Genomic DNA, 20257 nt, shown 5'->3' with positions numbered 1-20257 from the left:
TCTTGTTGAATTATGGGATGTATAGATAAGAAAAAAGCCCGTTCAAGGGCTTTTATGAAATTACTGGAAGTTGACCAGTAATGTATATTGGTGGAGATGGGCGGAGTCGAACCGCCGTCCGTAAAGCCTCCATCTAAAACTCTACATGCTTATTTGGTCTACTAATTTAACCTGAACGCTGCCCGACCAGCAGGGATCACGTCAAGCGAGTTTGTAAAGTTTAACTGCCAACATCCAAACACATGCTAACAGCGGTTTCGCGTAAGTCGATACAGCGCTAGAGGCCACGAACAACTGGTCTAGGCTGCACTAGCTGGATTAAGCAGCTAGAGCGTAGTTATCGTCGTTTGCAACTATAACAAATTGAACTAAGATTAACGTGCATCATTCAGGCACGGCATGCATTTTAAACTTCGTACTCCCCGTCGAAACCAGTGCATCCCCGAATTCGGTATCACTTAAATCGCCGTGAAAATCTGCCAGGTTGGGGGTAACCGAACCAAACAGAAGCGTTTAAAATTTGTCGTTATTATAGCACTTAGGCTGTAGATGTAAGTGCTTTTGAGTTTAAGTTTCTTTCAGAAGCTATATAGGGATTAAATACTAACTTTCAAGAGGCGTTGTTTTTCTCTATTCCAGTCGCGTTCTTTTTCAGTTGCACGCTTGTCGTGAAGTTTCTTACCTTTTGCCAGTCCGATGGAAATTTTTATTTTCCCTTTGGACCAATGCAAATTGAGGGGAATCAGCGTGTAGCCTTTTTGGTCGATAAGCCCCATCAACCGGTCAATCTCTCTGCGGTGCATCAATAGCTTTCGCAAGCGAAGTGGGTCTGCGGTGTTGTGAGTAGAAGCGGTGATAAGTGGTGTAATTAACGCACCAAACAACCAAGCCTCGTTATTCTTTAGTAGAATGTAGCTTTCGTTAATTTGGACTTTACCTTGTCTCAAACTTTTGACTTCCCAACCTTCCAGTGCCAAACCGGCTTCGTATTCTTCTTCAATGAAGTATTCAAAACGCGCCTTTTTGTTGACGGTAATGGAGTTGGAATTGTTTTGCTTCTGCTTTTTTGCCATAATCTGCAAATTATAGCGAATCTCGTTCTTCAAAAATGAAAAAAATTACTCGATCGGCATTACTGCCGTATGCCGCTTTAGAGGTCTACAATATCGTCAATGACGTTGCCTCCTATCCTGAGTTTCTTCCTTGGTGTGGCGGGGCCGAAGTCTTGGAGTCTACTGAAGCTTCTATGCTTGCCAGCGTGACCATCGCCAAGGCGAGGCTGAAACAAACTTTTGTGACCAGAAATGAGCTGACACCTGGTGAGCTGATCAAAATGCAGCTTGTTGAAGGCCCATTCAGTCATTTATCCGGGAAATGGGAGTTCAAGGTTTTGGATGAACGAGCGTGCAAGATTTCTTTTGAATTGGTGTTTGAAGTAAGTCATCCTTTGCTTAAGGCTGCACTTGGGGCGGTTTTTGAACAGATTGCATCGACTATGGTTCAGTCGTTTTGTGAGCGTGCTAAGCAGGTTTACGGCTAAGAAGAGTTACAGATACAAATGATAAAAATTGAAGTTACTTATGCATTGCCGGATAAACAGTACCTTTTTGAGCAAGAAGTTGAAGAGGGTGCTACGGTTGAGCAAGCGTTAAAACAATCTAAGTTATTGAAAGAGGTGCCGGATTTATCTTTTGATAAGGTCGGGATTTTTGCACAATTGGTGACGTTGGATACAGTGCTGAAAGATGGGGATCGAATCGAGGTTTACCGTCCGCTCAAAGCTGACCCAAGAGATAGACGTAGACAGAAAGTGCAAGAGGAAAGAAGCGAGTCAAAGACTCGCTCCTGAAGAAAAGGTTTGAAAATCAGCCTTTATCTTTTTCGGATTTTTTGACGATTTTCCAGTTTTCTAAATAGGCATCGTGGTCGAAATTGACGATTAGATGTCTTACCGCATCAGGATGGAATGATTTGTCGGTAGTATAGAAAACGTATTCCCAATGTCTTGGATTATAAGGGTCTTGCCCAAGTGGTGGTCCCAGTAACTGCTGGACTTGCCCCATCGTTAAGCCAGGCTGTAATAAGCTAACGGCTTCTTGATTGATGACCGTGCCTTGGGTAATGGCGGCTTTATAGGGCTTGAAAAATGAGCATCCACTTAATAGCGTTGTCATCACGAAAGCTAGCACTGCTGTGCGCAGTAGGGGCTTAAAAAGGCTTTTTTTGCAAATGGTTCGCATCTTTGGTTATCTTAAAAGTAAATTTGGTTTATTATACCGCTTTAATAAGTGAATTAAATATGATTAGGGTAGATTCGTCTTATGAGTAGTGCAGAGTTAAAAAAAGTTGGGTTAAAAGTAACGCTTCCTCGCTTGAAGGTGCTAGAGATTTTGGAAACACAAAGTGAAGAGCACCACTTAACTGCTGAAGACGTTTACAAAATATTGATCGAACAGGGTGAAGAAGTTGGTTTGGCAACGGTTTACCGTGTGTTGACGCAATTTGAGCAGGCCGGTATTGTTCGACGTTTGAACTTTGAGAACAATATTTCAGTATTTGAATTGGATACGGGTGATAACCACGACCACTTAGTGTGCATCAAAAGCGGTAGGGTAAAAGAGTTTGTTGACCCAATCATTGAAGAACGTATTCAAGAAATTGCGAAAGAAAAAGGTTATGAATTGGCAAGCCACTCTTTAGTGATTTATGGAACTTTAAAACACTGATAGATTTTCAAGTTTTTAAGTTTCAACAAAAAAGCCCCGCTTTGTCTAGACAAAGCGGGGCTTTTTTGTTGGTGTTTACAAAGGCCGTGACGATTACATCACTTTGGTGATTTCTCGTGTACCTTCTAGGGCTTTAATCGCTTTGTTAACGCGTTTGAACAGGTCTTGGCTGTTTTCTGTTTCTAGGCGCATTTCAGTGACTCCTGCATGACTGGTTAGGCAGGTGGTTTCACCGTCATCCAGTTTGATTTTCTGTGCGGAAATCGTTTCTTGTGCAAGTTTGGTGATGCGGAAGGCATCAACAGACTTAACGTCCGGCAGAACAAACATAAACTGATCACAGCTTAAACGGCCGATATAACCCAAGTCTCCCACGACATTTTTAATGGCATGAGCGGCAATCAAAATCGCCTTATCTCCCATTTCATGTCCGAAGGCATCGGTAATGCGTTTGAAGCAGTCCAAGTTGATTTTTGCCATGGAAAGCGGGCGGTTGTTTAAGCGTGCTTTATTGACTTCTTCGTCAACAATTCCCAGGAAATAGTCGCGATTGAAAAGTTCTGTTAATGGGTCGTTGGAAGACAAATGCTCAATTTGCTCTTCCATATGCTTGCGACTAGTGATGTTGATAGCTAGCCAGATTACAGCAGGTTGGTCGTAAACGTCAGAGTTTAGCGGGTAAACGCGAGCTTCGTACCATTGTCCTTCGTTCGCACGTTCTGATTCGATTCCGTTGACTTCATCATCTGCCAATTGGTACTCAATTTCTTGTAGCGTATTACTGGCAATTGATTTTCTAACGATTTTCAAAAAACGGTCAGCCATTTTTTCCGGTAGAACATCATGATATTTTTTGCCGATTAAAGGATGACCGTCTGCATAAAGCGATCTGTCACTTCCACCAATGACATCCAAATAGGTGCCGTCTTGTCCCATAACAAAAATGGGGTCAGGCATAGCATTGGCAATGGCTTCAATGTGCGAATGAATTCGATCAAATTGTTCAGACATATCTTTTTCCTTAAAAATGGGGTCAGAAAGTAAAAATCACAATGCTAAGTTATCGTTATCAGTCTTTCGAAATAGGCTTATATTTTATACGATGCGGTTGAGCAGCATCTGCACCTTTTCGACGTTTTAAGTCTTCTTCGTAGTCAGAGAAGTTACCCTCGAACCATTCTACGTGTGAATCTCCTTCAAATGCTAACATATGAGTGGCGATACGGTCTAGAAACCAGCGGTCATGCGAGATCACCACGGCACAACCAGCGAAATCCAAAAGTGCCTCTTCCAATGCACGAAGGGTTTCAACATCCAAGTCGTTGGTAGGTTCATCAAGGAGCAATAGGTTACCACCGCTACGTAATGTTTTTGCCAAGTGTACGCGATTGCGTTCACCACCGGACAGTTCACCGATGCGTTTTTGTTGGTCGGTGCCTTTAAAGTTGAAACGACCAACGTAAGCACGGGCGTTGATTTCAATGTTTCCGACGGTGAAGATTTCATCGCCTTGCGAGATTTCCTCGTAAACGGTTTTGCTGTCATCCAGTGCATCCCGGCTTTGGTCGACATAAGACAGTTGAACCGTTTCACCGAAGTTGATTTCACCTGAATCTGGTTGTTCTTGCCCGGTCAGCATGCGGAATAATGTCGATTTACCGGCTCCGTTAGGCCCGATGATACCGACAATCCCCCCTTGAGGCAGATTGAAGGTTAAATCATCAATTAACAATCTGTCGCCAAACCCTTTGGTTAGGTTTTTCACTTCAATAACTTTTTCACCTAGGCGTTCTGCAACCGGGATGAAGATTTCTTTGGTTTCATTTCGTTTTTGAGATTCTTGGCTACTAAGCTCGTCAAAGCGGGCAAGACGTGCCTTGGATTTGGCATGACGCCCTTTCGCATTTGAGCGCACCCATTCCAATTCGTTTTGAATGGTTTTCATGCGAGCCGCTTCTTGCTTAGCTTCAATCTCAAGACGTTTTTCTTTTTGCTCTAGCCAAGAAGAGTAGTTGCCTTGGTAAGGAATACCTTGTCCACGGTCAAGTTCTAGAATCCATTCAGCGGCATTGTCTAGGAAGTAACGGTCATGCGTGATGGCTACCACTGTTCCGCTGAATTCAAGTAGGAAGCGTTCAAGCCATGCAATGGATTCTGCATCCAAGTGGTTGGTCGGCTCATCCAGTAATAGCATGTCTGGTTTCTCGAGTAACAACTTGCATAACGCTACACGACGGCGTTCACCACCGGACAATTTGGTGACGTCTGCATCCCAAGGTGGCAGACGTAAAGCATCGGCAGCAATTTCAAGACGACGCTCAAGGTTGTGACCGTCCATTGCTTGAATCAAGTCTTCGATTTCAGCCTGTTTTTTCGCCAAGGCATCGAAATCTGCATCCGGTTCAGCATAGGCGGCGTAAATTTGATCTAGTTGCGCAAAGGCATCTTTAACGTCTTTGACAGCCTCTTCAACATTGCCGCGAACATCTTTGGTTGGGTCAAGTTGTGGTTCTTGAGGTAAGTAGCCTACTTTTATGCCAGGTTGGGGTCTTGCTTCACCGACGATATCGGTATCAATACCCGCCATGATTCTCAAAAGGGTGGATTTACCCGCACCGTTAAGGCCCAAAACACCGATTTTGGCGCCTGGAAAGAACGAAAGGGAAATATCTTTCAGAATGTATCTAGAAGGGGGAACAACTTTCCCGACTCGGTTCATGGTATAGACAAATTGTGCCATTGCTTAACTCTTACTGGGGTTTGTTTTACGTACGAAAATAATCGATAACTGTACCGAAAATCCTCTATTTAATAAAGTTAAAGAGAACTTATTATTTTTATTTACGCTGAATTATAGAAGCAAATGTCAATGAATAGGAAATTGGTTTTATTTTCTTGTGAATTACCCGTAGAGAAAAGTAGTTTCAAGCGTTGATAATTGGTAGAATTCCTCTTTATTTTTAAAAGTTAATTCAGTGTGGAGAAAACAGCATGTTTGATAAGTCAATGACGATTGCAGGTTACGACGATGTATTGGCGGATGCAATCAAATCAGAAGCGCAACGTCAGGAAGATCATATCGAATTGATCGCATCAGAAAACTACACCAGCCCAAGAGTAATGGAAGCTCAAGGCAGTGTTTTGACGAATAAATATGCTGAAGGTTATCCAGGGAAACGCTACTACGGTGGTTGTGAGTTTGTTGATGTTGTTGAACAACTAGCCATCGACAGAGCGAAAGAATTGTTTGGTGCGGACTATGCAAACGTACAACCTCACTCAGGTTCGCAAGCGAATGCACCGGTTTACATGGCACTTTTAGAGCCAGGCGATACCGTTCTAGGGATGAGCCTAGCACACGGTGGGCATTTGACTCACGGTTCTCACGTAAGCTTTTCAGGGAAAATCTATAACGCCGTTCAGTATGGTTTGAACCCTGAAACAGGTGAAATCGACTATGAAGAAGTTGAGCGTTTGGCAAAAGAGCACAAGCCAAAAATGATCATTGCCGGCTTCTCTGCATACTCGCAAGTCGTTGATTGGCAACGTTTCAGAGATATCGCTGATATGGTTGGCGCTTACCTGATGGTTGATATGGCTCACGTGGCTGGTTTGGTTGCAGTAGGTGAATATCCAAATCCAGTACAAATCGCTGACGTTACCACGACCACAACTCATAAAACACTTCGTGGACCTCGTTCAGGTTTGATTTTGGCTAAAGCGAACCCTGAGATTGAGAAGAAATTGAACTCTGCCATCTTCCCTGGCGCACAAGGTGGTCCTTTGATGCACGTTATCGCAGCAAAAGCGGTTGCGTTTAAAGAAGCAATGGAACCTGAATTCAAAACTTATATCCAAAACGTCAAAGCAAACGCGAAAGCCATGGCGAAAGTATTCATGGATCGTGGTTATGATGTCGTTTCTAAAGGGACTGAGAACCACTTGTTCTTGGTGAGCTTCATTCAACAAGGTTTGACTGGTAAGTTGGTTGACGCAGCATTGGATGCAGCGCACATTACGGTTAACAAGAACTCAGTTCCAAATGATCCTATGTCACCATTTGTAACAAGTGGTATTCGTATTGGTACAGCGGCATCTACAACACGCGGTTTCACGGTTGAAGATTCAACTAATCTGGCCAACTGGATGTGTGATGTGATTGATTCTTGTAGCCAAGATGATGGTACTTGGGATGAAGAAGTTGTGGATCAGGTTCGTCAAAAAGTTGAAGCACTTTGTGCTGACCGTCCTGTTTATACAAATGCCACTGACTTTATGCAGATGTAAGTGCTGATTTATGCAATGTCCGTTTTGTAACGCACCTGATACTAGAGTTATTGACTCACGCTTAGCGACTGATGGCGCGCAGGTGCGCCGTCGTCGTGAATGTATCCAGTGTATGGAACGTTTCACCACTTATGAGACGGCAGAACTGACGTTGCCTAGAGTAATTAAATCAGACGGGAATCGTGAAAGATTTTACGAGGATAAAATTCGAGGGGGCTTGATCAAAGCACTTGAGAAACGTCCGGTTGAAAGTGATGCAATCGATCAAGTGATCCATAAAATCACCAAACAACTGACGGCGGATGGGCTTAAAGAAGTGCCTTCGTCGCAAATCGGTGAGCTGGTAATGGAAGCTTTGAAAGAAATCGATCAAGTCGCTTATGTCAGATTTGCTTCGGTTTATCGTTCTTTCCAAGATGTGAATGCATTTAGAGAAGAAATTGAAAAACTGGTTAAAGCGACAACTTCTCAGTAACTTTGTGAGTGATTAATGTTCTCTGACTTTGACCAAGAAATGATGCGCCAAGCTATCGACTTGGCGAAGCAAGGATATTATTCCACAAAGCCAAACCCATCTGTGGGTTGTGTAATCACCAAAGATGGTCGTATTATCTCAACAGGCTGGCACCAAAAAGCTGGTGAACCACATGCGGAACGTGTGGCTTTAGCCAACGCAAAAGCCGCTTCATTATCGGTTGAGGGCGCAACAGTTTATGTGACGTTAGAGCCTTGTTCGCATTTTGGAAAAACGCCACCTTGCGCCGATGCCTTAGTGGATGCAAAAGTTGCTAGAGTTGTGGTGGCAATGCAAGACCCTAATCCTCAAGTCGGCGGTAGTGGAATTAAGCGTTTACAAGCCGCAGGCATAAATGTTGATGTGGGACTGATGCAAGCCGATGCAGAAAGTTTAAATAAAGGGTTTATCTTTTCCATGACAAATAATCGTCCTTTTGTACGTTTGAAAATAGCCAGTAGCCTTGACGGGCGAACAGCGATGAGTGATGGAAAGAGTCAATGGATTACGGGCGCTGAAGCCAGAGTAGAAGTTCATAAAATGCGAGCAATGCATGGTGCTGTGGTAACAGGCATTGGAACAGTGCTTGCGGACAACCCAAGTTTGAATGTTCGTTTGGATTCAGATGTGTTGGCCTCAATGAATCTTGATGAGACGACGGCAAACCCGATACGAGTGGTTCTGGATGCTAATTTGAGTATGCCATTGGATGCAAAGATGTTATCGCTTCCGGGTAGAACCTTGTTGATGACGTCAAAGATAACGGCGGAGCGTAACCCTGATTTGATAGAGAAAATCTACCAGGTTGGGGGTGAGGTCGTTGCGGTAGCAGCAGAAGATGATAGGCTTGATATTGAATCTGTACTCCAATACCTATATGAAGTAGAACAGGTGCGCGATGTGATGGTGGAAGCGGGCGCGATTGTCGCGGGTGCATTCATCGAGTCAGGTTTTGTGAATGAAATTCATGCGTTTGTGGCCCCTTCATTGATGGGGGATAGCGCTAAACCGATGTTTGCATTGCCAAGTATCCAGTCTATGTCGGATAAGATTCAGTACCAATTTGATGCTATTCAGAAAGTTGGTGAAGATTTGCACTTGGTGCTCAGTCCGTCGAAGTCAACCTTGTCAAAATAGGAGAAAAGTGTGTTTACAGGTATTATCGAATCCGTAGGTTCACTTTCAAAAATCGAACAGGTGAATGGTGATGCACGTTTCACTATAGATACCGGCAAGCTGGATATGGCTGATGTCAAAATCGGGGACAGCATCGCCTGTAACGGGGTTTGTCTCACGGCTATCGAGTTGGGTGCCAGACATTACGTTGCTGACGTATCCGCTGAAAGCTTAAGTGTCACAACTCTTGGCGAGTTATTGGTTGGTTCTCCGGTTAATTTAGAAAAAGCACTACGTTTACAAGATCGTTTAGGTGGTCACCTGGTCAGTGGTCATGTTGATGGTGTGGGTGAGATTTTGACTATTGAACAGGATGCGCGTTCATGGCGTTATCAGATTCTCGCCCCTGTGGCATTGGCAAAATATATTGCGGCGAAAGGATCGATTTGTTTGAACGGAATCAGCTTGACCGTCAACAAGGTTGAGGGAACGAATTTTGATATCAATATCGTGCCACACACTCGCCAGGAAACCACCATTAAAGATTTGCAGATCGGTTCCAAGGTCAATCTTGAAGTAGATCTATTGGCGCGTTACTTGGAAAGAATGATGACTGCGCCGCAAGAGGCGGAAGGCAGTCGAGTCACTAAAGAACTTTTGGCCGAAAACGGTTTTCTCTAAACAGGGTTGATGCACAATAGGTCATCCAAGAGAAATACAAGACAAACTCAAACAGAGCAAAGCAGATGCAATTAAATACAATTGAAGAAATTATCGAAGACTACAAGCAAGGCAAGATGATCATCTTGATGGATGATGAAGACCGTGAGAATGAAGGTGATTTGATGATGCCCGCCAGTGTGGTTTCTGCCGACGATATTAACTTCATGGCGAAGTTCGGTAGAGGGCTGATTTGTTTGACTCTGACAAAAGAACGTTGTCAGCAATTGCACTTGCCACTGATGACTCGAAACAATCAAGATACTTTAGGAACGAACTTTACGGTTTCCATTGAAGCGGCTCAAGGGGTGACGACCGGGATTTCTGCTGCTGATAGAGCGACTACGATTCAAGCTGCAGTGAAAGCCGATGCTCAGCCAAGCGATATTGTTACGCCGGGTCACGTTTTCCCGATTATGGCGCGCGCTGGTGGCGTGTTGGAAAGAGCAGGGCATACTGAGGCTGGTTGTGATTTGGCGGCTATGGCAGGATTTGAACCTGCATCGGTTATTGTCGAAATCATGAATGAAGACGGTACGATGTCGCGTCGCGATGATTTGGAGAAGTTTGCGGCAGAACACGGTATTAAGTTGGGTACGGTTGCGGACTTGATTGAATACCGCCTTAAAAACGAAAAAACCATTGAAAGAGTATCTCGGTGCCGCTTGCCAACCGAGTTTGGTGATTTTACACTGATTGGTTATGAAGATGTGCTGGATCATAGAGCGCACTTTGCGTTGACCTTTGGAGATATTTCTTCAGAAGATCCAATTCCGGTTCGTGTGCACATGGCTGATACTTTGTGTGATCTGTTTTCTGCAAAGCGAGATGAATGTAAATGGTCATTGCGTTCCGCGATGCAACAGGTCTCTGAAGAAGGTAAGGGGGTCATCGTGGTGCTAAGAAAGCATGAAGAAGGTACCGAGTTATTGGATAAAATTCAGCAGTTCCAAATGAAAGACAGAGGTATCAGTCAGCCTGAAGTTCAAGTAGAAGATGATGCGAAGACTTACGGGCTTGGAGCACAGATTCTTTCTGATTTGGGGCTGAATAAATTAAAGGTTATTGGGTCAGCTTGGCGTATGAATGCTTTGAGCGGATTCGGCTTAGAAATTGTTGGCCACATTGATAAAAAAGACTGATTTCAAAAGCAGGCAATGGGCAAAAAAATATAAAAATTAGGGTTTTTCGTCAAGGTGACGTTAAAATAAATGCGCTAAATGCAAGTGCAAACAGATAAGAAAACAAATCAGTAAAACAAAGGAAACACTATGAAAACAGTTGAAGGCCACTTAACGGCGCAGGGTTTGAAAATTGGCTTGGTAGTCGGGCGTTTTAACAGTTTTATCGTAGACAGCTTGGTAAAAGGTGCTGTTGATACCATCATCCGTCATGGTGGTTCTGAAGACAATATTCAACAAGTACTTGTACCTGGTGCGTTTGAAATTCCAGTGGTTGCGAAAAAGATGGCTGAATCCGGCAAGTATGACGCTATCGTCGCATTGGGTGCGGTGATTCGTGGTGGTACGCCACACTTCGATTATGTTGCGGGTGAGTGTGTTAAAGGGCTAGGGGTTGTTTCTCTACAAACGGGTACGCCAGTGTCTTTTGGCGTGTTGACGGTTGATACCATTGAGCAAGCGATCGAGCGCGCTGGAACCAAAGCTGGTAACAAAGGTGAAGAATGCACCTTGGCTGCGATTGAAACAGCAAACGTTTTGAAGCAACTGTAAGATTATCGGATTTTATGAATATATCTAATTTTAAGCCAGGGCAAGGTGAAGAAATTGCCGAAGACGATTCAAAGATAACGCCACGTTCTTTATCCAGAGCAGTGGCGCTACAAGCTCTTTATCAATGGCAGTTGAATCGTTCCGAGATTTCGGAGATCACCAAGGAATTCAATGAAGAAGGCCGCCTAACAGGTATTGATGTTCCTTTGTTCCAAGATATCGTGAACACGGTTGTCAGTGAAACAGAAGACTTTGATGAGCTTTATGGACAGTTTCTAGACAGATCTGTTGCGATGATTGACCCGGTTGAGAAAATCATTTTACGGATTGGGGTTTATGAACTGAAGTACAAGCCAGAAATTCCCTATAAAGTGGTTTTGAATGAATCGGTCGAGTTAGCTAAGCGCTTTGGTGCTGAAGAAAGCCATAAATACATCAATGGGATTTTGGATAAGGTCGCTCAGCAAATCCGTTCACTTGAAGTTGCTGCAGTTAACGCATCCAATTAGCAAATAAGGCTTCACCAACTACTTTTCTTAGGTGAAGCTTCATATCTTTACTATCAATTTACCTATCAATACAGAACTTTGAGAGGCTTATGTCAGAATTTTCAATCATTGATGAGTTCTTTAAGCCATTAGGGTTGATTGGTCATTCCCATTCGACAGACATTGGTATTGGCGATGATGGTGCCGTCATCAGTTGCCCGGAAGGTAAGAAGCTTGTTGTCGTAACGGATACTTTGGTGGAAGGGGTTCACTTTCCTTTAGAAACGTCAGGTTACGATATAGCATGGAAGGCATTGGCGGTTAATCTGAGCGATTTAGCTGCGATGGGAGCGGTTCCTGCCTTTTATACTCTTTGTTTGAGCTTACCTCCGCGTTGTGCAGATAAATCATTTTTGATGGATTTTGCAGCAGGGTTGAAGGGTTTAGCGACAAAGTATGGTGTGCCTTTGGTGGGAGGAGATACCACTAAAAGTGACCGTTTGACTTTGACCGTCAGCGCTCATGGTTGGGTCGACAGTGCCAAAGTGTTAAGGCGAGATGCTGCCAAAGTTGGCGATAAGATTTATGTGTCCGGCAACATTGGTGATGGCGCATTGGCGTTACAGGCACTACTGAAAAAATATGATGCGGCGTTGGTGTCTAGTACGGTTTTCGACAAGTTTTACCGGCCAGAACCTCGTGTAAAGTTAGGGTTGATGCTCGGTGATATTGCCAATGCAGCAATTGATATTTCTGATGGTTTCATCGCTGATTTAGAACATATTTTGCTGGCATCAAATGTATCTGCCGAGGTCGATTATGCGGCCATGCCATTCTCAGATTCAATGAAGCAATATCTGCAAGAGATAGATAATCCTTGGCTGCCGTTAACGGGTGGGGACGACTATGAGTTGTGCTTTACGCTACCCGTGTCTCAGATAACTGCATTTGAAAGCGCTATCAATAAAGAAGATTTGGGCGTGCCTGTTCGCAGTATAGGCACCATTGTGCCAAGAGAAGAGAGTGGGGTTATTTGGAAAAATGCCCCCGAACTTGTCGAGAGCATTTCAGCAAAAGGCTATGAGCACTTCTAAGGGTGAAGTGCGGTTGCTTTATTTAGCGACTTTTCTGCGGTTTCTTACGCCTTCAGCCAATAGTTCAAGCGCAGTGATGCTGTCATCCCAACCAATACAAGCATCGGTGATGCTTTGGCCGTAAGTCAAAGGTTGTCCTTCGACAACATCTTGACGACCTTCTGTAATGTGACTTTCAATCATGGCACCCATGATGTGTGGTTCACCCGATGTAAGTTGATCTCTAATGGATTTTGCCACCACTAGCTGATTCTTATGTTCTTTGTTACTGTTAGCATGACTGCAATCAACCATTAGTTTGGTTTGTACATGCGCTTCTTCAAGAGCTTTAACGGCTTCAGCAACATGCGGTGCATCGTAGTTAGGGCCATCATTACCGCCTCTTAAAATAACATGGCAATCCGGATTTCCAGTAGTGGAGAAAATCGCAGAATGACCTTGCTTGGTAAGAGACAAGAAAATATGAGGGTTGTTCGCAGCGCGAATGGCATCTACCGCGATTTTAAAGCCACCGTCTGTACCGTTTTTAAAACCGATAGGGCACGAGATACCTGAAGCCAATTCTCTGTGACCTTGGCTTTCAGTTGTACGGGCTCCGATAGCACCCCAGGAGATCAAGTCGGCAACATACTGCGGAGAAATCAAGTCCAGAAACTCAGTTGCACTCGGTACGCCTTCACTATTGATGTCTAGCAATAATGAGCGAGCCAATTCCAAACCTTTATTGATTTCAAAAGATTCATCCAAGTTCGGGTCGTTGATAAGCCCTTTCCAGCCAACGGTTGTTCTTGGTTTTTCAAAGTAGACACGCATGACGATCAGCAGGTCGTCGGCATATTTCTCAATAAGGGTTTTTAAGCGAGTTGCGTAGTCGCGGGCAGCTTTCGGGTCATGGATAGAGCAAGGGCCGATGACAACAAGCATGCGATCGTCCTTATCGTGAAGGATGTTTTTGATAGCTTCTCGAGTGTTATAAACCGTTTGAGCTGCAAGGTCGGAAATAGGATATTTTTCATGCAACTTTTCCGGTGCACTTACTTCTGTGATGGCTTTAATGCGTAGGTCATCTGTTTGAAAATGGCTCATCTCGGTATATCTCGTCAACTTGTCTCGGTACGTCTTAAAAAAGAGGCATATTATGCCATTATTTGAGGGTTTTATGGGGCTAAAAATATTTGAATTTATCATTTTAATCAATGATTTTGATTCAAACCTTGTTGAATTTAAGCAGAATCAGGCAAAAGTCTGATTTATTCAGTTCAATTAGTGTGCTAAAATTCGCGGCAAGTTTTAAATAGATGCATTTAACGCACTTCACATGCTATTTGTGAAGTTGCATGAAGTTTAGTTTGGAAGTTATGGTTCATTGTCGCTACATTATCGAAGGCTACACCGAAGATGGTAGGAAGTTCCGTCCGAGTGATTGGATTGATCGTATTGCCTCTATGATGGCTTCTTATGGCTCATCTCACCGCTTGGTTTTCTCCGAACTATTGCATCCAGAGTTATATCAAGGGCAGAAGTGCTTGATTATCGATACTCAATTGGAAGATGTGAATCCTGGTATGTTTGAGTATGTCATGGATTTCGTCAAAAACAACAAACTGAAAATGACACAAGTCTGTGAAGAAATGGAATCTGAGTTAGGAAGCTAACTGACTAGGATTTTTATTTCCATGAGCCGTTCAGCTCTCCTTTCCTGATTTACGCAATCAAAGAAAAAATAAACGAACTTCCCAACAATAAAGTACATAGGCCGCCCAAAGCCAAGAATGGGCCGAATGCGACAGGTTCTTGTAGATTTCGTCTATGGAATAAGCTGAGAGCTACTATCCACAAAATACTGCTCAATGAAGCGATCAAGATGATTTGAGCCAGTGCTTCTACGCCAAACCATGCGCCCATTGCTGCTAGTAACTTGAAGTCTCCAAATCCCATTCCTTCCTTTTTGGTTAGAAATTTGAAAGCATAAAACAGTGTCCAAAGCAGTATGTAACCAATGACTGCGCCCCATATCGCATCAATAGGGTCGGTGAAGACCGACTGAGAGTTGATGATGAGCCCAATCCATAGCAGAGGTAGGCTAAGGATGTCTAAAATCAGCTGATGCTCTATATCAATGACGGTAATTGCGATAAGCATCCAAGTAAAAATCAGTGCAAACCAGCCTTTGGCGTCAAGTCCAAAGTGAAGTGCCACGATTAAGGTCAAAAGCATCGACGATAATTCAATAAGAGGGTAGCGAGCGGAAATGGATGTTTTACAGTGTCTGCATTGACCTTTGCTACTTAGCCAACTGAATACTGGGATGAGTTCTTTCCAAGAGAGCGCGGTATCACAGCTAGGGCAATGTGAGCGAGTGAAAGAAATGTGTTTGAGTTGGGCTTCACCTTCCCATTCCATCATGCGAGGTAGGCGCCATGTCAACATAGACAGAAAACTACCTAGTAGTAGCCCAAAAACAGTGATGAGAGAAATTTGCGCTACTGGGGAAAGTTCGAGCATTTAGTGTGCTTCTAAATCAGGTGATCTTGAACAGTTTATCGAAATTAACCACTTCAAAAATCTTCAGAATATGTTCTGAAGCCGAGTGGAGAATAAGCTGGTCTGCTTTGTCGCCCAGTTGTGAGCGAAGTTGCAACAGCATGCCTAACCCACCACTGTCAATGTGAGTCGCATTCGAGAAGTCTATGATAATTTGGTCACAATCAGCATTTTGATGGGCTACTTGGAAGGTATTGAAGTCGTCGACAGTGAAGTTGTCGATAACGTGTAGCCAGAGTGAATGGTCTTTCAATTCATGTGTGATCATGATGTAAGCAGCCTCTTTGGTGATTAACTTGTTGAAGGTTCACTGTAAATAACGCAATTTCGGTCATTTTCCCAAACGGTAATTTGGTGCATGGTCACGTTTGGCGCCTCAATACGTTGCTGTATTTGTCTGAAAAGGTACTGGGCAATATTTTCTGCAGTAGGATTGACCGTTTTGAAATATTCGATATCGTTAAGAAATTTATGATCTAGCTCTTTAACGATTTCTTTCGCATGTTTCTTGATTTGTTTGAAGTCAATCACCATGCCGATGTCATTGAGTTCTTGTCCAACAATTTCCACTTCAATTTTCCAGTTATGCCCGTGCAGATTAGCACAGTCACCCGGGTAACCTCTTAGGCTGTGGGCAGATGCAAAATCGAGTAATGTTTTTAAAACAAATTGTTGAGCCATTTCGTATCAAATTGATCTAGTAAAGAATAATTGCAAATTATAGCAAATATCCCATGTTGTAGAGCACTCTTTAATCGGTTGTTATCTTTAGTGATTTCGATCTGCAATATAGCCAGCGATTGAGATTAGAAAATCGCTTTGAATATCCATTTTTGTTAGACATTCCTTGGCTTCGGAGATAAGAGTATCTCGCATGTTTTTCGATGCGTCAAGGCCGATAAGTTTCGGATAGGTTGCCTTGTCGGCATCTTCATCACTACCTTGCGGTTTGCCAAGGGTTTCGGTATTGGATTCTATATCAAGAATATCATCCTGAATCTGGAAAGCGAGCCCGATTTTTTCAGCAAAATATGCCAGGTTGGGTCTAAGGGCGTCAAAGCGGTCTGATTGGCAAGCTCCCAGTAATAATGCAGCTTGGATAAGTGCACCAGTTTTCATTTGATGCATTTTCTGCAATGCTGAAAGGGAGGGGAGTTTTCCTTCAGAGTGAATATCAATAAACTGTCCACCAATCATTCCGACAGTCCCAGAAGCTTGACTAAGAATTTGAACCATACTGACTTTATGTTTGTCCGAAAGGTTGGTGCCATTCGCCAAACAATCAAAAGCCAGGGTTTGCTGAGCATCTCCTACGAGTATTGCAGTTGCCTCGCCGTATTTGATATGACAAGTTGGTACGCCTCGGCGTAAGTCATCATCGTCCATTGCCGGTAAGTCATCATGAACCAAAGAGTAACTATGGACGAGCTCAATGGCGCATGCGGCAGCATCTAACTTATCTAGTGACATGCCTAATGCTTCGCCGGTAGCATAAACTAGAGCTGGCCTTAAACGTTTGCCGTTGTTTAGGGTTGCGTAACGAATGGCCTCAGCTAGCTCGGTAGGGGCAGTTTGATGGCTTGTTAGAAAATGAGTTAAGGCATCATTGACTCGTTGTTGATAGAGGGCGAGTTGTTTTTTCATGCATCATTCCAAATAGGGAAAACAAAAAAGGCTGTCCGAGGACAGCCTTTTTTACTACGAAAAGCGGATTAAAGCTTGTCTGCGTTTTTAGATAGGTACTCAGCAACACCTTCTGGCGTATCTTTCATTCCTGAATCACCTTTGTTCCAACCAGCTGGGCAAACTTCACCATATTCTTCGTGGAATTGAAGCGCTTCAACCATACGAACCAATTCATCAACGTTACGGCCTAGTGGTAGGTCGTTAACAACTTGATGACGAACAATACCTTGATCATCAACTAGGAAAGCACCACGTAGAGCAACGTTACCTGGGTGAACGATACCGTAAGCTTCCATGATAGACCCACCAAGGTCAGCAACCAATGGGAATTTAACTTTCCCTAGACCACCTTGTTCAATAGGTGTGTTGCGCCATGCGTTGTGAGTGAATTGCGAGTCAACGGAAATACCGATTACTTCAGTGTTTAGTGCTTTGAAAGTCTCAACACGGTGATCAAAAGCCAAGATTTCAGAAGGACAAACAAAAGTGAAGTCTAGAGGGTAGAAGAAAACAATCGCGTATTTACCCTTGATGTGGTTTTTCAAGTTAAAGTCATCAACGATGGTTCCATCTGCCAAAACGGCCGCAGCTGTAAAGTCTGGAGCAGCTTTTGTTACTAATACTGACATAAGTTATTTCCTTATAGTTGTTAAACTGAATCTGCAATAGTATAGTCAATTCATTTCATATTGAAAGTTCAATTTCCTGTGTTTTTAGTCAAAAAATACCTTAAATATTTTCAGGCTATTATCTGTTTTTGTTATAGAAAACATGGGTTTGGCCGATATTAAAAGCAGTGATAGAGCTTTTCTTATTAAGGAAAAAGTTGCATGTTTATCGTTTATTCGCCTGAAGGCCAAAGCTACATTGGCACTTCACAAATACGTCCAGATCTAAGAGTTGATCCTGCGGCTAAAGTTCCGGCTGTGCCGGAATCTGGGCTAGAAGAAACCAATATTGATCTTGAGATGGCGGAAAAGAATAAGAAAATGCACCAAGCCATTCATCAATATCAGTCGGTAAAAGAAGGTGATGGGCGTCATGCTGTTTTTCATATTGGTGAGATTATGTCGACACCGGTATTTACCATTTCTGAGAAGGCTTCCTTAATGGATGCATGGGAAATGATGCAACGCCATACGATTCATCATATCCCAGTGGTGAATGAAATGGAGACACTGGTAGGAATGATTTCTTTCCATGAAATACTTCAAAGATCGATTGTCGATAGAGAAGGTGAGCTAGAGGAAATTCGTCAGGAAACCGTTGGGCAATGGATGCATAAAGAGGTGATTACAACCCTTGGTAAAACTGATATCAGGAAAGTTGCATTGGTCATGAGTCAATATCAAATTGGCAGTATCGTTATCTTGAGTGATGACAAAAAGTTGTTGGGGATTGTGACGCTGTCAGACTTGGTGAGACGTTTGTCAGAAGAACCGCCGTTGACGGTCTATGCATAAAAAAGCCGCATGAACTTGCGTTCTGCGGCTTAGTGTTGCTTTAAGCTTGATCGTTGTTTTGCGCTTCAGCCAAATCTTTGTGAACCTGTTCCATATCCAGTTCGCGTAGGCCTTTGATGCCTTCTTCTAAATTAGCCTCTGGTAGTAGTCCTGGATTTGAGAAAACCACGATTTTTTCACGCATGAAAACCAATGTTGGAATTGAACGTACTTGAAACAAGCCAGCAAGTTCTTGCTGTTCTTCAACATTGACTTTAGCGAAAACGATATCAGGGTGTTTTTCAGACACGGATTCAAAAATCGGCGAAAACTGCTTGCATGGACCACACCATTCTGCCCAGAAATCTAGAATAACGATGTCATTATCTGTGATGGTTTTTTCAAATTCTTCTGCCGTCAGATTGATGGTTGCCATAGTTTGCTCCTTGTGAGTGCTTTGAATAGCTTAGATGGATGGTGTTCCGCCGCGAGTTAATAAAAGAGGGTTGAGGTAATGCTTAAGCGTTTCATCGTCTAAGTCGGTCATTTCTTTGGCGACATCAAATACAGGTCGGCCGGTTTGGTAAGCTGTTTTGGCGATTTTTGCGCCGGTTTCGTAGCCCACAACAGAGTTTAAAGCGGTTACCAGAATCGGGTTGATCTCCAATGCCTCATTAAGCTTGGTCTCATTCACCACAAACCCAGTAATCGCTTGATCTGCAAGTTGAGTAGCTGCGTTTGCAGCAATTTCCAAGCTTTGAAGCAGGTTGGTTGCAATCATTGGCAGCATTACATTTAATTGAAAATTACCCGACTGCGCACCAACAGTAATTGCGGTGTGATTTCCCATGATTTGGGCGGCGACCATGCAAACAGCTTCAGGAATAACCGGGTTGACTTTACCAGGCATGATTGAGCTTCCAGGTTGGAGTGCCGGTAGTTGGATTTCACCCAGACCCGCTAAAGGGCCAGAGTTCATCCAACGCAAGTCGTTAGCGATTTTCATTAAGCTGGCAGCCAGAACGTTTAATTGTCCACTTAACTCCAATGCAGTGTCCTGTGAACTTAAGCCAACGAAGAAGTTAGGCATGGGTTCAAACGGAATCGCTGTGATGGTGGAAAGGTTGGCACAAACCAAAGAACTGAATTCTGGTTCGGCATTGATGCCTGTACCAACGGCAGTGCCACCTTGAGGTAATTTATGTAAACGTTTTTGTGTGTCTTTTAGGCGGTCAATGTTATCTTCAATAAGTTGGCGCCATGCAGAAATTTCTTGTCCAAGGGTAACAGGGGTGGCATCCATTAAATGCGTGCGACCGGTTTTGACAATGTCTCCAACTTCTTGTTCTTTGTCTTTCAATACTGACGCAAGGTGCGTCAACGCAGGTAATAGGTGCTCTTCTAGCTCAATAGCGGCTGAGATATGAATGGTTGTAGGAATAACATCATTTGAACTTTGGCTCATATTGACGTCATCATTAGGGTGAACTTCAGTTGCCATCATTTGATTTGCAAGGTGGGCAATCACTTCGTTCGCATTCATATTGGTACTGGTACCAGATCCAGTTTGAAATACATCTATCGGAAAATGCTCATAGTATTTGCCGTCGATTAACTCTTTTGCGGCAGCTTGAATGGCGGTTGCTTTTTCTTGGGATAAGAGATTCAGTTCAAGGTTACTTTCGGAACAGGCGAATTTTACATAGCCGAGTGCTTGAATGAATTTTTTCGGCATTGGCGTGTGGCTAATAGGGAAGTTGTTAATGGCTCTTTGTGTTTGTGCGCCATAAAGCGCATCAACGGGAACTTCGAGTGTTCCCATGCTGTCTTTTTCTGTGCGAAATGCCTGTGTCATATAAGTCGATCTCATCCAAATTGCGAACTCTGCTAATGAGGTTTTAGCGGGC

25 protein-coding genes and 1 other RNA gene are annotated in these 20257 nt (G+C 43.4%); 13 read left to right on the top strand and 13 right to left on the bottom strand.

Going from position 1 to position 20257, the window contains the following annotated elements; genetic code table 11:
- Positions 1–88: 88 nt before the first annotated feature.
- Positions 89–444: a transfer-messenger RNA gene (gene ssrA, locus HVMH_RS07425) on the bottom strand.
- A 152-nt stretch (positions 445–596) separates the two neighbouring features.
- Complete coding sequence (smpB, locus tag HVMH_RS07420; RefSeq protein WP_029909436.1) at positions 597–1073, bottom strand: SsrA-binding protein SmpB; 477 nt, start codon at positions 1071–1073, stop codon at positions 597–599.
- 35 nt (positions 1074–1108) lie between these two features.
- Here smpB and HVMH_RS07415 point away from each other — a divergent pair, with 35 nt between their 5' ends.
- The gene (locus HVMH_RS07415) at positions 1109–1540 is read left to right on the top strand and encodes a type II toxin-antitoxin system RatA family toxin (protein WP_029909433.1); all 432 of its coding nucleotides are present in this window, start codon (positions 1109–1111) and stop codon (positions 1538–1540) included.
- 18 nt (positions 1541–1558) lie between these two features.
- Positions 1559–1849, top strand: a complete 291-nt coding sequence (locus tag HVMH_RS07410) for an RnfH family protein (RefSeq protein ID WP_029909431.1) — start codon at positions 1559–1561, stop codon at positions 1847–1849.
- Between the two features lie 16 nt (positions 1850–1865).
- On the opposite strand, the gene HVMH_RS07405 is transcribed toward HVMH_RS07410, so the two are convergent.
- Entirely contained in the window at positions 1866–2174 is a 309-nt protein-coding gene (locus tag HVMH_RS07405; RefSeq protein WP_232087745.1) for an outer membrane protein assembly factor BamE, read from the bottom strand.
- A gap of 147 nt (positions 2175–2321) precedes the next feature.
- Between HVMH_RS07405 and fur the strand changes: the two genes are divergently transcribed.
- Entirely contained in the window at positions 2322–2726 is a 405-nt protein-coding gene (fur, locus tag HVMH_RS07400) for a ferric iron uptake transcriptional regulator (protein ID WP_029909427.1), read from the top strand.
- 93 nt (positions 2727–2819) lie between these two features.
- Here fur and HVMH_RS07395 read toward each other — a convergent pair whose 3' ends face one another.
- Positions 2820–3737, bottom strand: coding sequence for a sensor domain-containing diguanylate cyclase (locus HVMH_RS07395; protein ID WP_029909425.1), 918 nt, complete (start codon positions 3735–3737; stop codon positions 2820–2822).
- Positions 3738–3795: 58 nt separating this feature from the next.
- Complete coding sequence (gene ettA, locus HVMH_RS07390; protein ID WP_029909423.1) at positions 3796–5466, bottom strand: energy-dependent translational throttle protein EttA; 1671 nt, start codon at positions 5464–5466, stop codon at positions 3796–3798.
- 251 nt (positions 5467–5717) lie between these two features.
- Between ettA and glyA the strand changes: the two genes are divergently transcribed.
- The 8 genes from glyA (at position 5718) to thiL (ending at position 12678) form a co-directional block, all read left to right on the top strand.
- On the top strand, positions 5718–7013 hold the full coding sequence (gene glyA, locus HVMH_RS07385; protein ID WP_029909421.1) for a serine hydroxymethyltransferase: 1296 nt from the start codon (positions 5718–5720) through the stop codon (positions 7011–7013).
- Between the two features lie 10 nt (positions 7014–7023).
- Positions 7024–7488 carry a transcriptional regulator NrdR gene (gene nrdR, locus HVMH_RS07380; RefSeq protein ID WP_029909419.1) on the top strand — a complete coding sequence of 155 codons (465 nt, stop codon included), beginning with the start codon at positions 7024–7026 and terminating at the stop codon, positions 7486–7488.
- 15 nt (positions 7489–7503) lie between these two features.
- Positions 7504–8664, top strand: a complete 1161-nt coding sequence (gene ribD, locus HVMH_RS07375) for a bifunctional diaminohydroxyphosphoribosylaminopyrimidine deaminase/5-amino-6-(5-phosphoribosylamino)uracil reductase RibD (protein WP_029909417.1) — start codon at positions 7504–7506, stop codon at positions 8662–8664.
- Positions 8665–8673: 9 nt separating this feature from the next.
- Positions 8674–9324, top strand: a complete 651-nt coding sequence (locus HVMH_RS07370) for a riboflavin synthase (RefSeq protein ID WP_029909415.1) — start codon at positions 8674–8676, stop codon at positions 9322–9324.
- A gap of 65 nt (positions 9325–9389) precedes the next feature.
- The gene (gene ribBA, locus HVMH_RS07365; RefSeq protein WP_029909413.1) at positions 9390–10505 is read left to right on the top strand and encodes a bifunctional 3,4-dihydroxy-2-butanone-4-phosphate synthase/GTP cyclohydrolase II; all 1116 of its coding nucleotides are present in this window, start codon (positions 9390–9392) and stop codon (positions 10503–10505) included.
- Between the two features lie 129 nt (positions 10506–10634).
- Positions 10635–11096, top strand: coding sequence for a 6,7-dimethyl-8-ribityllumazine synthase (ribH, locus tag HVMH_RS07360; RefSeq protein ID WP_029909411.1), 462 nt, complete (start codon positions 10635–10637; stop codon positions 11094–11096).
- A 14-nt stretch (positions 11097–11110) separates the two neighbouring features.
- Positions 11111–11605 carry a transcription antitermination factor NusB gene (nusB, locus tag HVMH_RS07355; RefSeq protein WP_029909410.1) on the top strand — a complete coding sequence of 165 codons (495 nt, stop codon included), beginning with the start codon at positions 11111–11113 and terminating at the stop codon, positions 11603–11605.
- A gap of 89 nt (positions 11606–11694) precedes the next feature.
- Positions 11695–12678, top strand: coding sequence for a thiamine-phosphate kinase (thiL, locus tag HVMH_RS07350; protein ID WP_029909407.1), 984 nt, complete (start codon positions 11695–11697; stop codon positions 12676–12678).
- An 18-nt stretch (positions 12679–12696) separates the two neighbouring features.
- Here thiL and HVMH_RS07345 read toward each other — a convergent pair whose 3' ends face one another.
- Positions 12697–13764, bottom strand: coding sequence for a 3-deoxy-7-phosphoheptulonate synthase (locus HVMH_RS07345; RefSeq protein WP_029909405.1), 1068 nt, complete (start codon positions 13762–13764; stop codon positions 12697–12699).
- A gap of 251 nt (positions 13765–14015) precedes the next feature.
- Here HVMH_RS07345 and HVMH_RS07340 point away from each other — a divergent pair, with 251 nt between their 5' ends.
- Complete coding sequence (locus tag HVMH_RS07340) at positions 14016–14333, top strand: DUF3579 domain-containing protein (protein WP_051622988.1); 318 nt, start codon at positions 14016–14018, stop codon at positions 14331–14333.
- A gap of 49 nt (positions 14334–14382) precedes the next feature.
- Here the strand turns inward: HVMH_RS07340 and HVMH_RS07335 are convergent, their stop codons facing one another.
- From HVMH_RS07335 to HVMH_RS07315, 5 genes are all read right to left on the bottom strand, one after another.
- Entirely contained in the window at positions 14383–15183 is an 801-nt protein-coding gene (locus HVMH_RS07335; protein WP_029909401.1) for a prepilin peptidase, read from the bottom strand.
- Between the two features lie 16 nt (positions 15184–15199).
- Positions 15200–15490, bottom strand: a complete 291-nt coding sequence (locus HVMH_RS07330; RefSeq protein ID WP_029909400.1) for an STAS domain-containing protein — start codon at positions 15488–15490, stop codon at positions 15200–15202.
- A gap of 23 nt (positions 15491–15513) precedes the next feature.
- Complete coding sequence (gene queD / locus HVMH_RS07325) at positions 15514–15903, bottom strand: 6-carboxytetrahydropterin synthase QueD (RefSeq protein WP_029909399.1); 390 nt, start codon at positions 15901–15903, stop codon at positions 15514–15516.
- 87 nt (positions 15904–15990) lie between these two features.
- A complete protein-coding gene (gene ispA, locus HVMH_RS07320) occupies positions 15991–16866 on the bottom strand; it encodes a (2E,6E)-farnesyl diphosphate synthase (RefSeq protein ID WP_029909398.1) in 876 nt (291 codons plus the stop codon).
- Positions 16867–16934: 68 nt separating this feature from the next.
- Positions 16935–17537 (bottom strand): peroxiredoxin, encoded by a 603-nt coding sequence (locus HVMH_RS07315; protein ID WP_029909397.1) that lies wholly within the window; start codon positions 17535–17537, stop codon positions 16935–16937.
- A 201-nt stretch (positions 17538–17738) separates the two neighbouring features.
- Between HVMH_RS07315 and HVMH_RS07310 the strand changes: the two genes are divergently transcribed.
- A complete protein-coding gene (locus HVMH_RS07310; RefSeq protein WP_029909396.1) occupies positions 17739–18371 on the top strand; it encodes a CBS domain-containing protein in 633 nt (210 codons plus the stop codon).
- A gap of 40 nt (positions 18372–18411) precedes the next feature.
- Here the strand turns inward: HVMH_RS07310 and trxA are convergent, their stop codons facing one another.
- Together trxA and HVMH_RS07300 are read right to left on the bottom strand one after the other, a co-directional pair.
- A complete protein-coding gene (gene trxA / locus HVMH_RS07305; protein ID WP_029909394.1) occupies positions 18412–18786 on the bottom strand; it encodes a thioredoxin in 375 nt (124 codons plus the stop codon).
- A gap of 30 nt (positions 18787–18816) precedes the next feature.
- Complete coding sequence (locus tag HVMH_RS07300; protein ID WP_029909392.1) at positions 18817–20205, bottom strand: class II fumarate hydratase; 1389 nt, start codon at positions 20203–20205, stop codon at positions 18817–18819.
- Between the last annotated feature and the right edge of the window lie 52 nt (positions 20206–20257).

This window comes from Hydrogenovibrio marinus (genome assembly GCF_013340845.1).
Lineage (GTDB): Bacteria > Pseudomonadota > Gammaproteobacteria > Thiomicrospirales > Thiomicrospiraceae > Hydrogenovibrio > Hydrogenovibrio marinus.
This window is presented reverse-complemented; position numbering and strand designations above follow the sequence as displayed.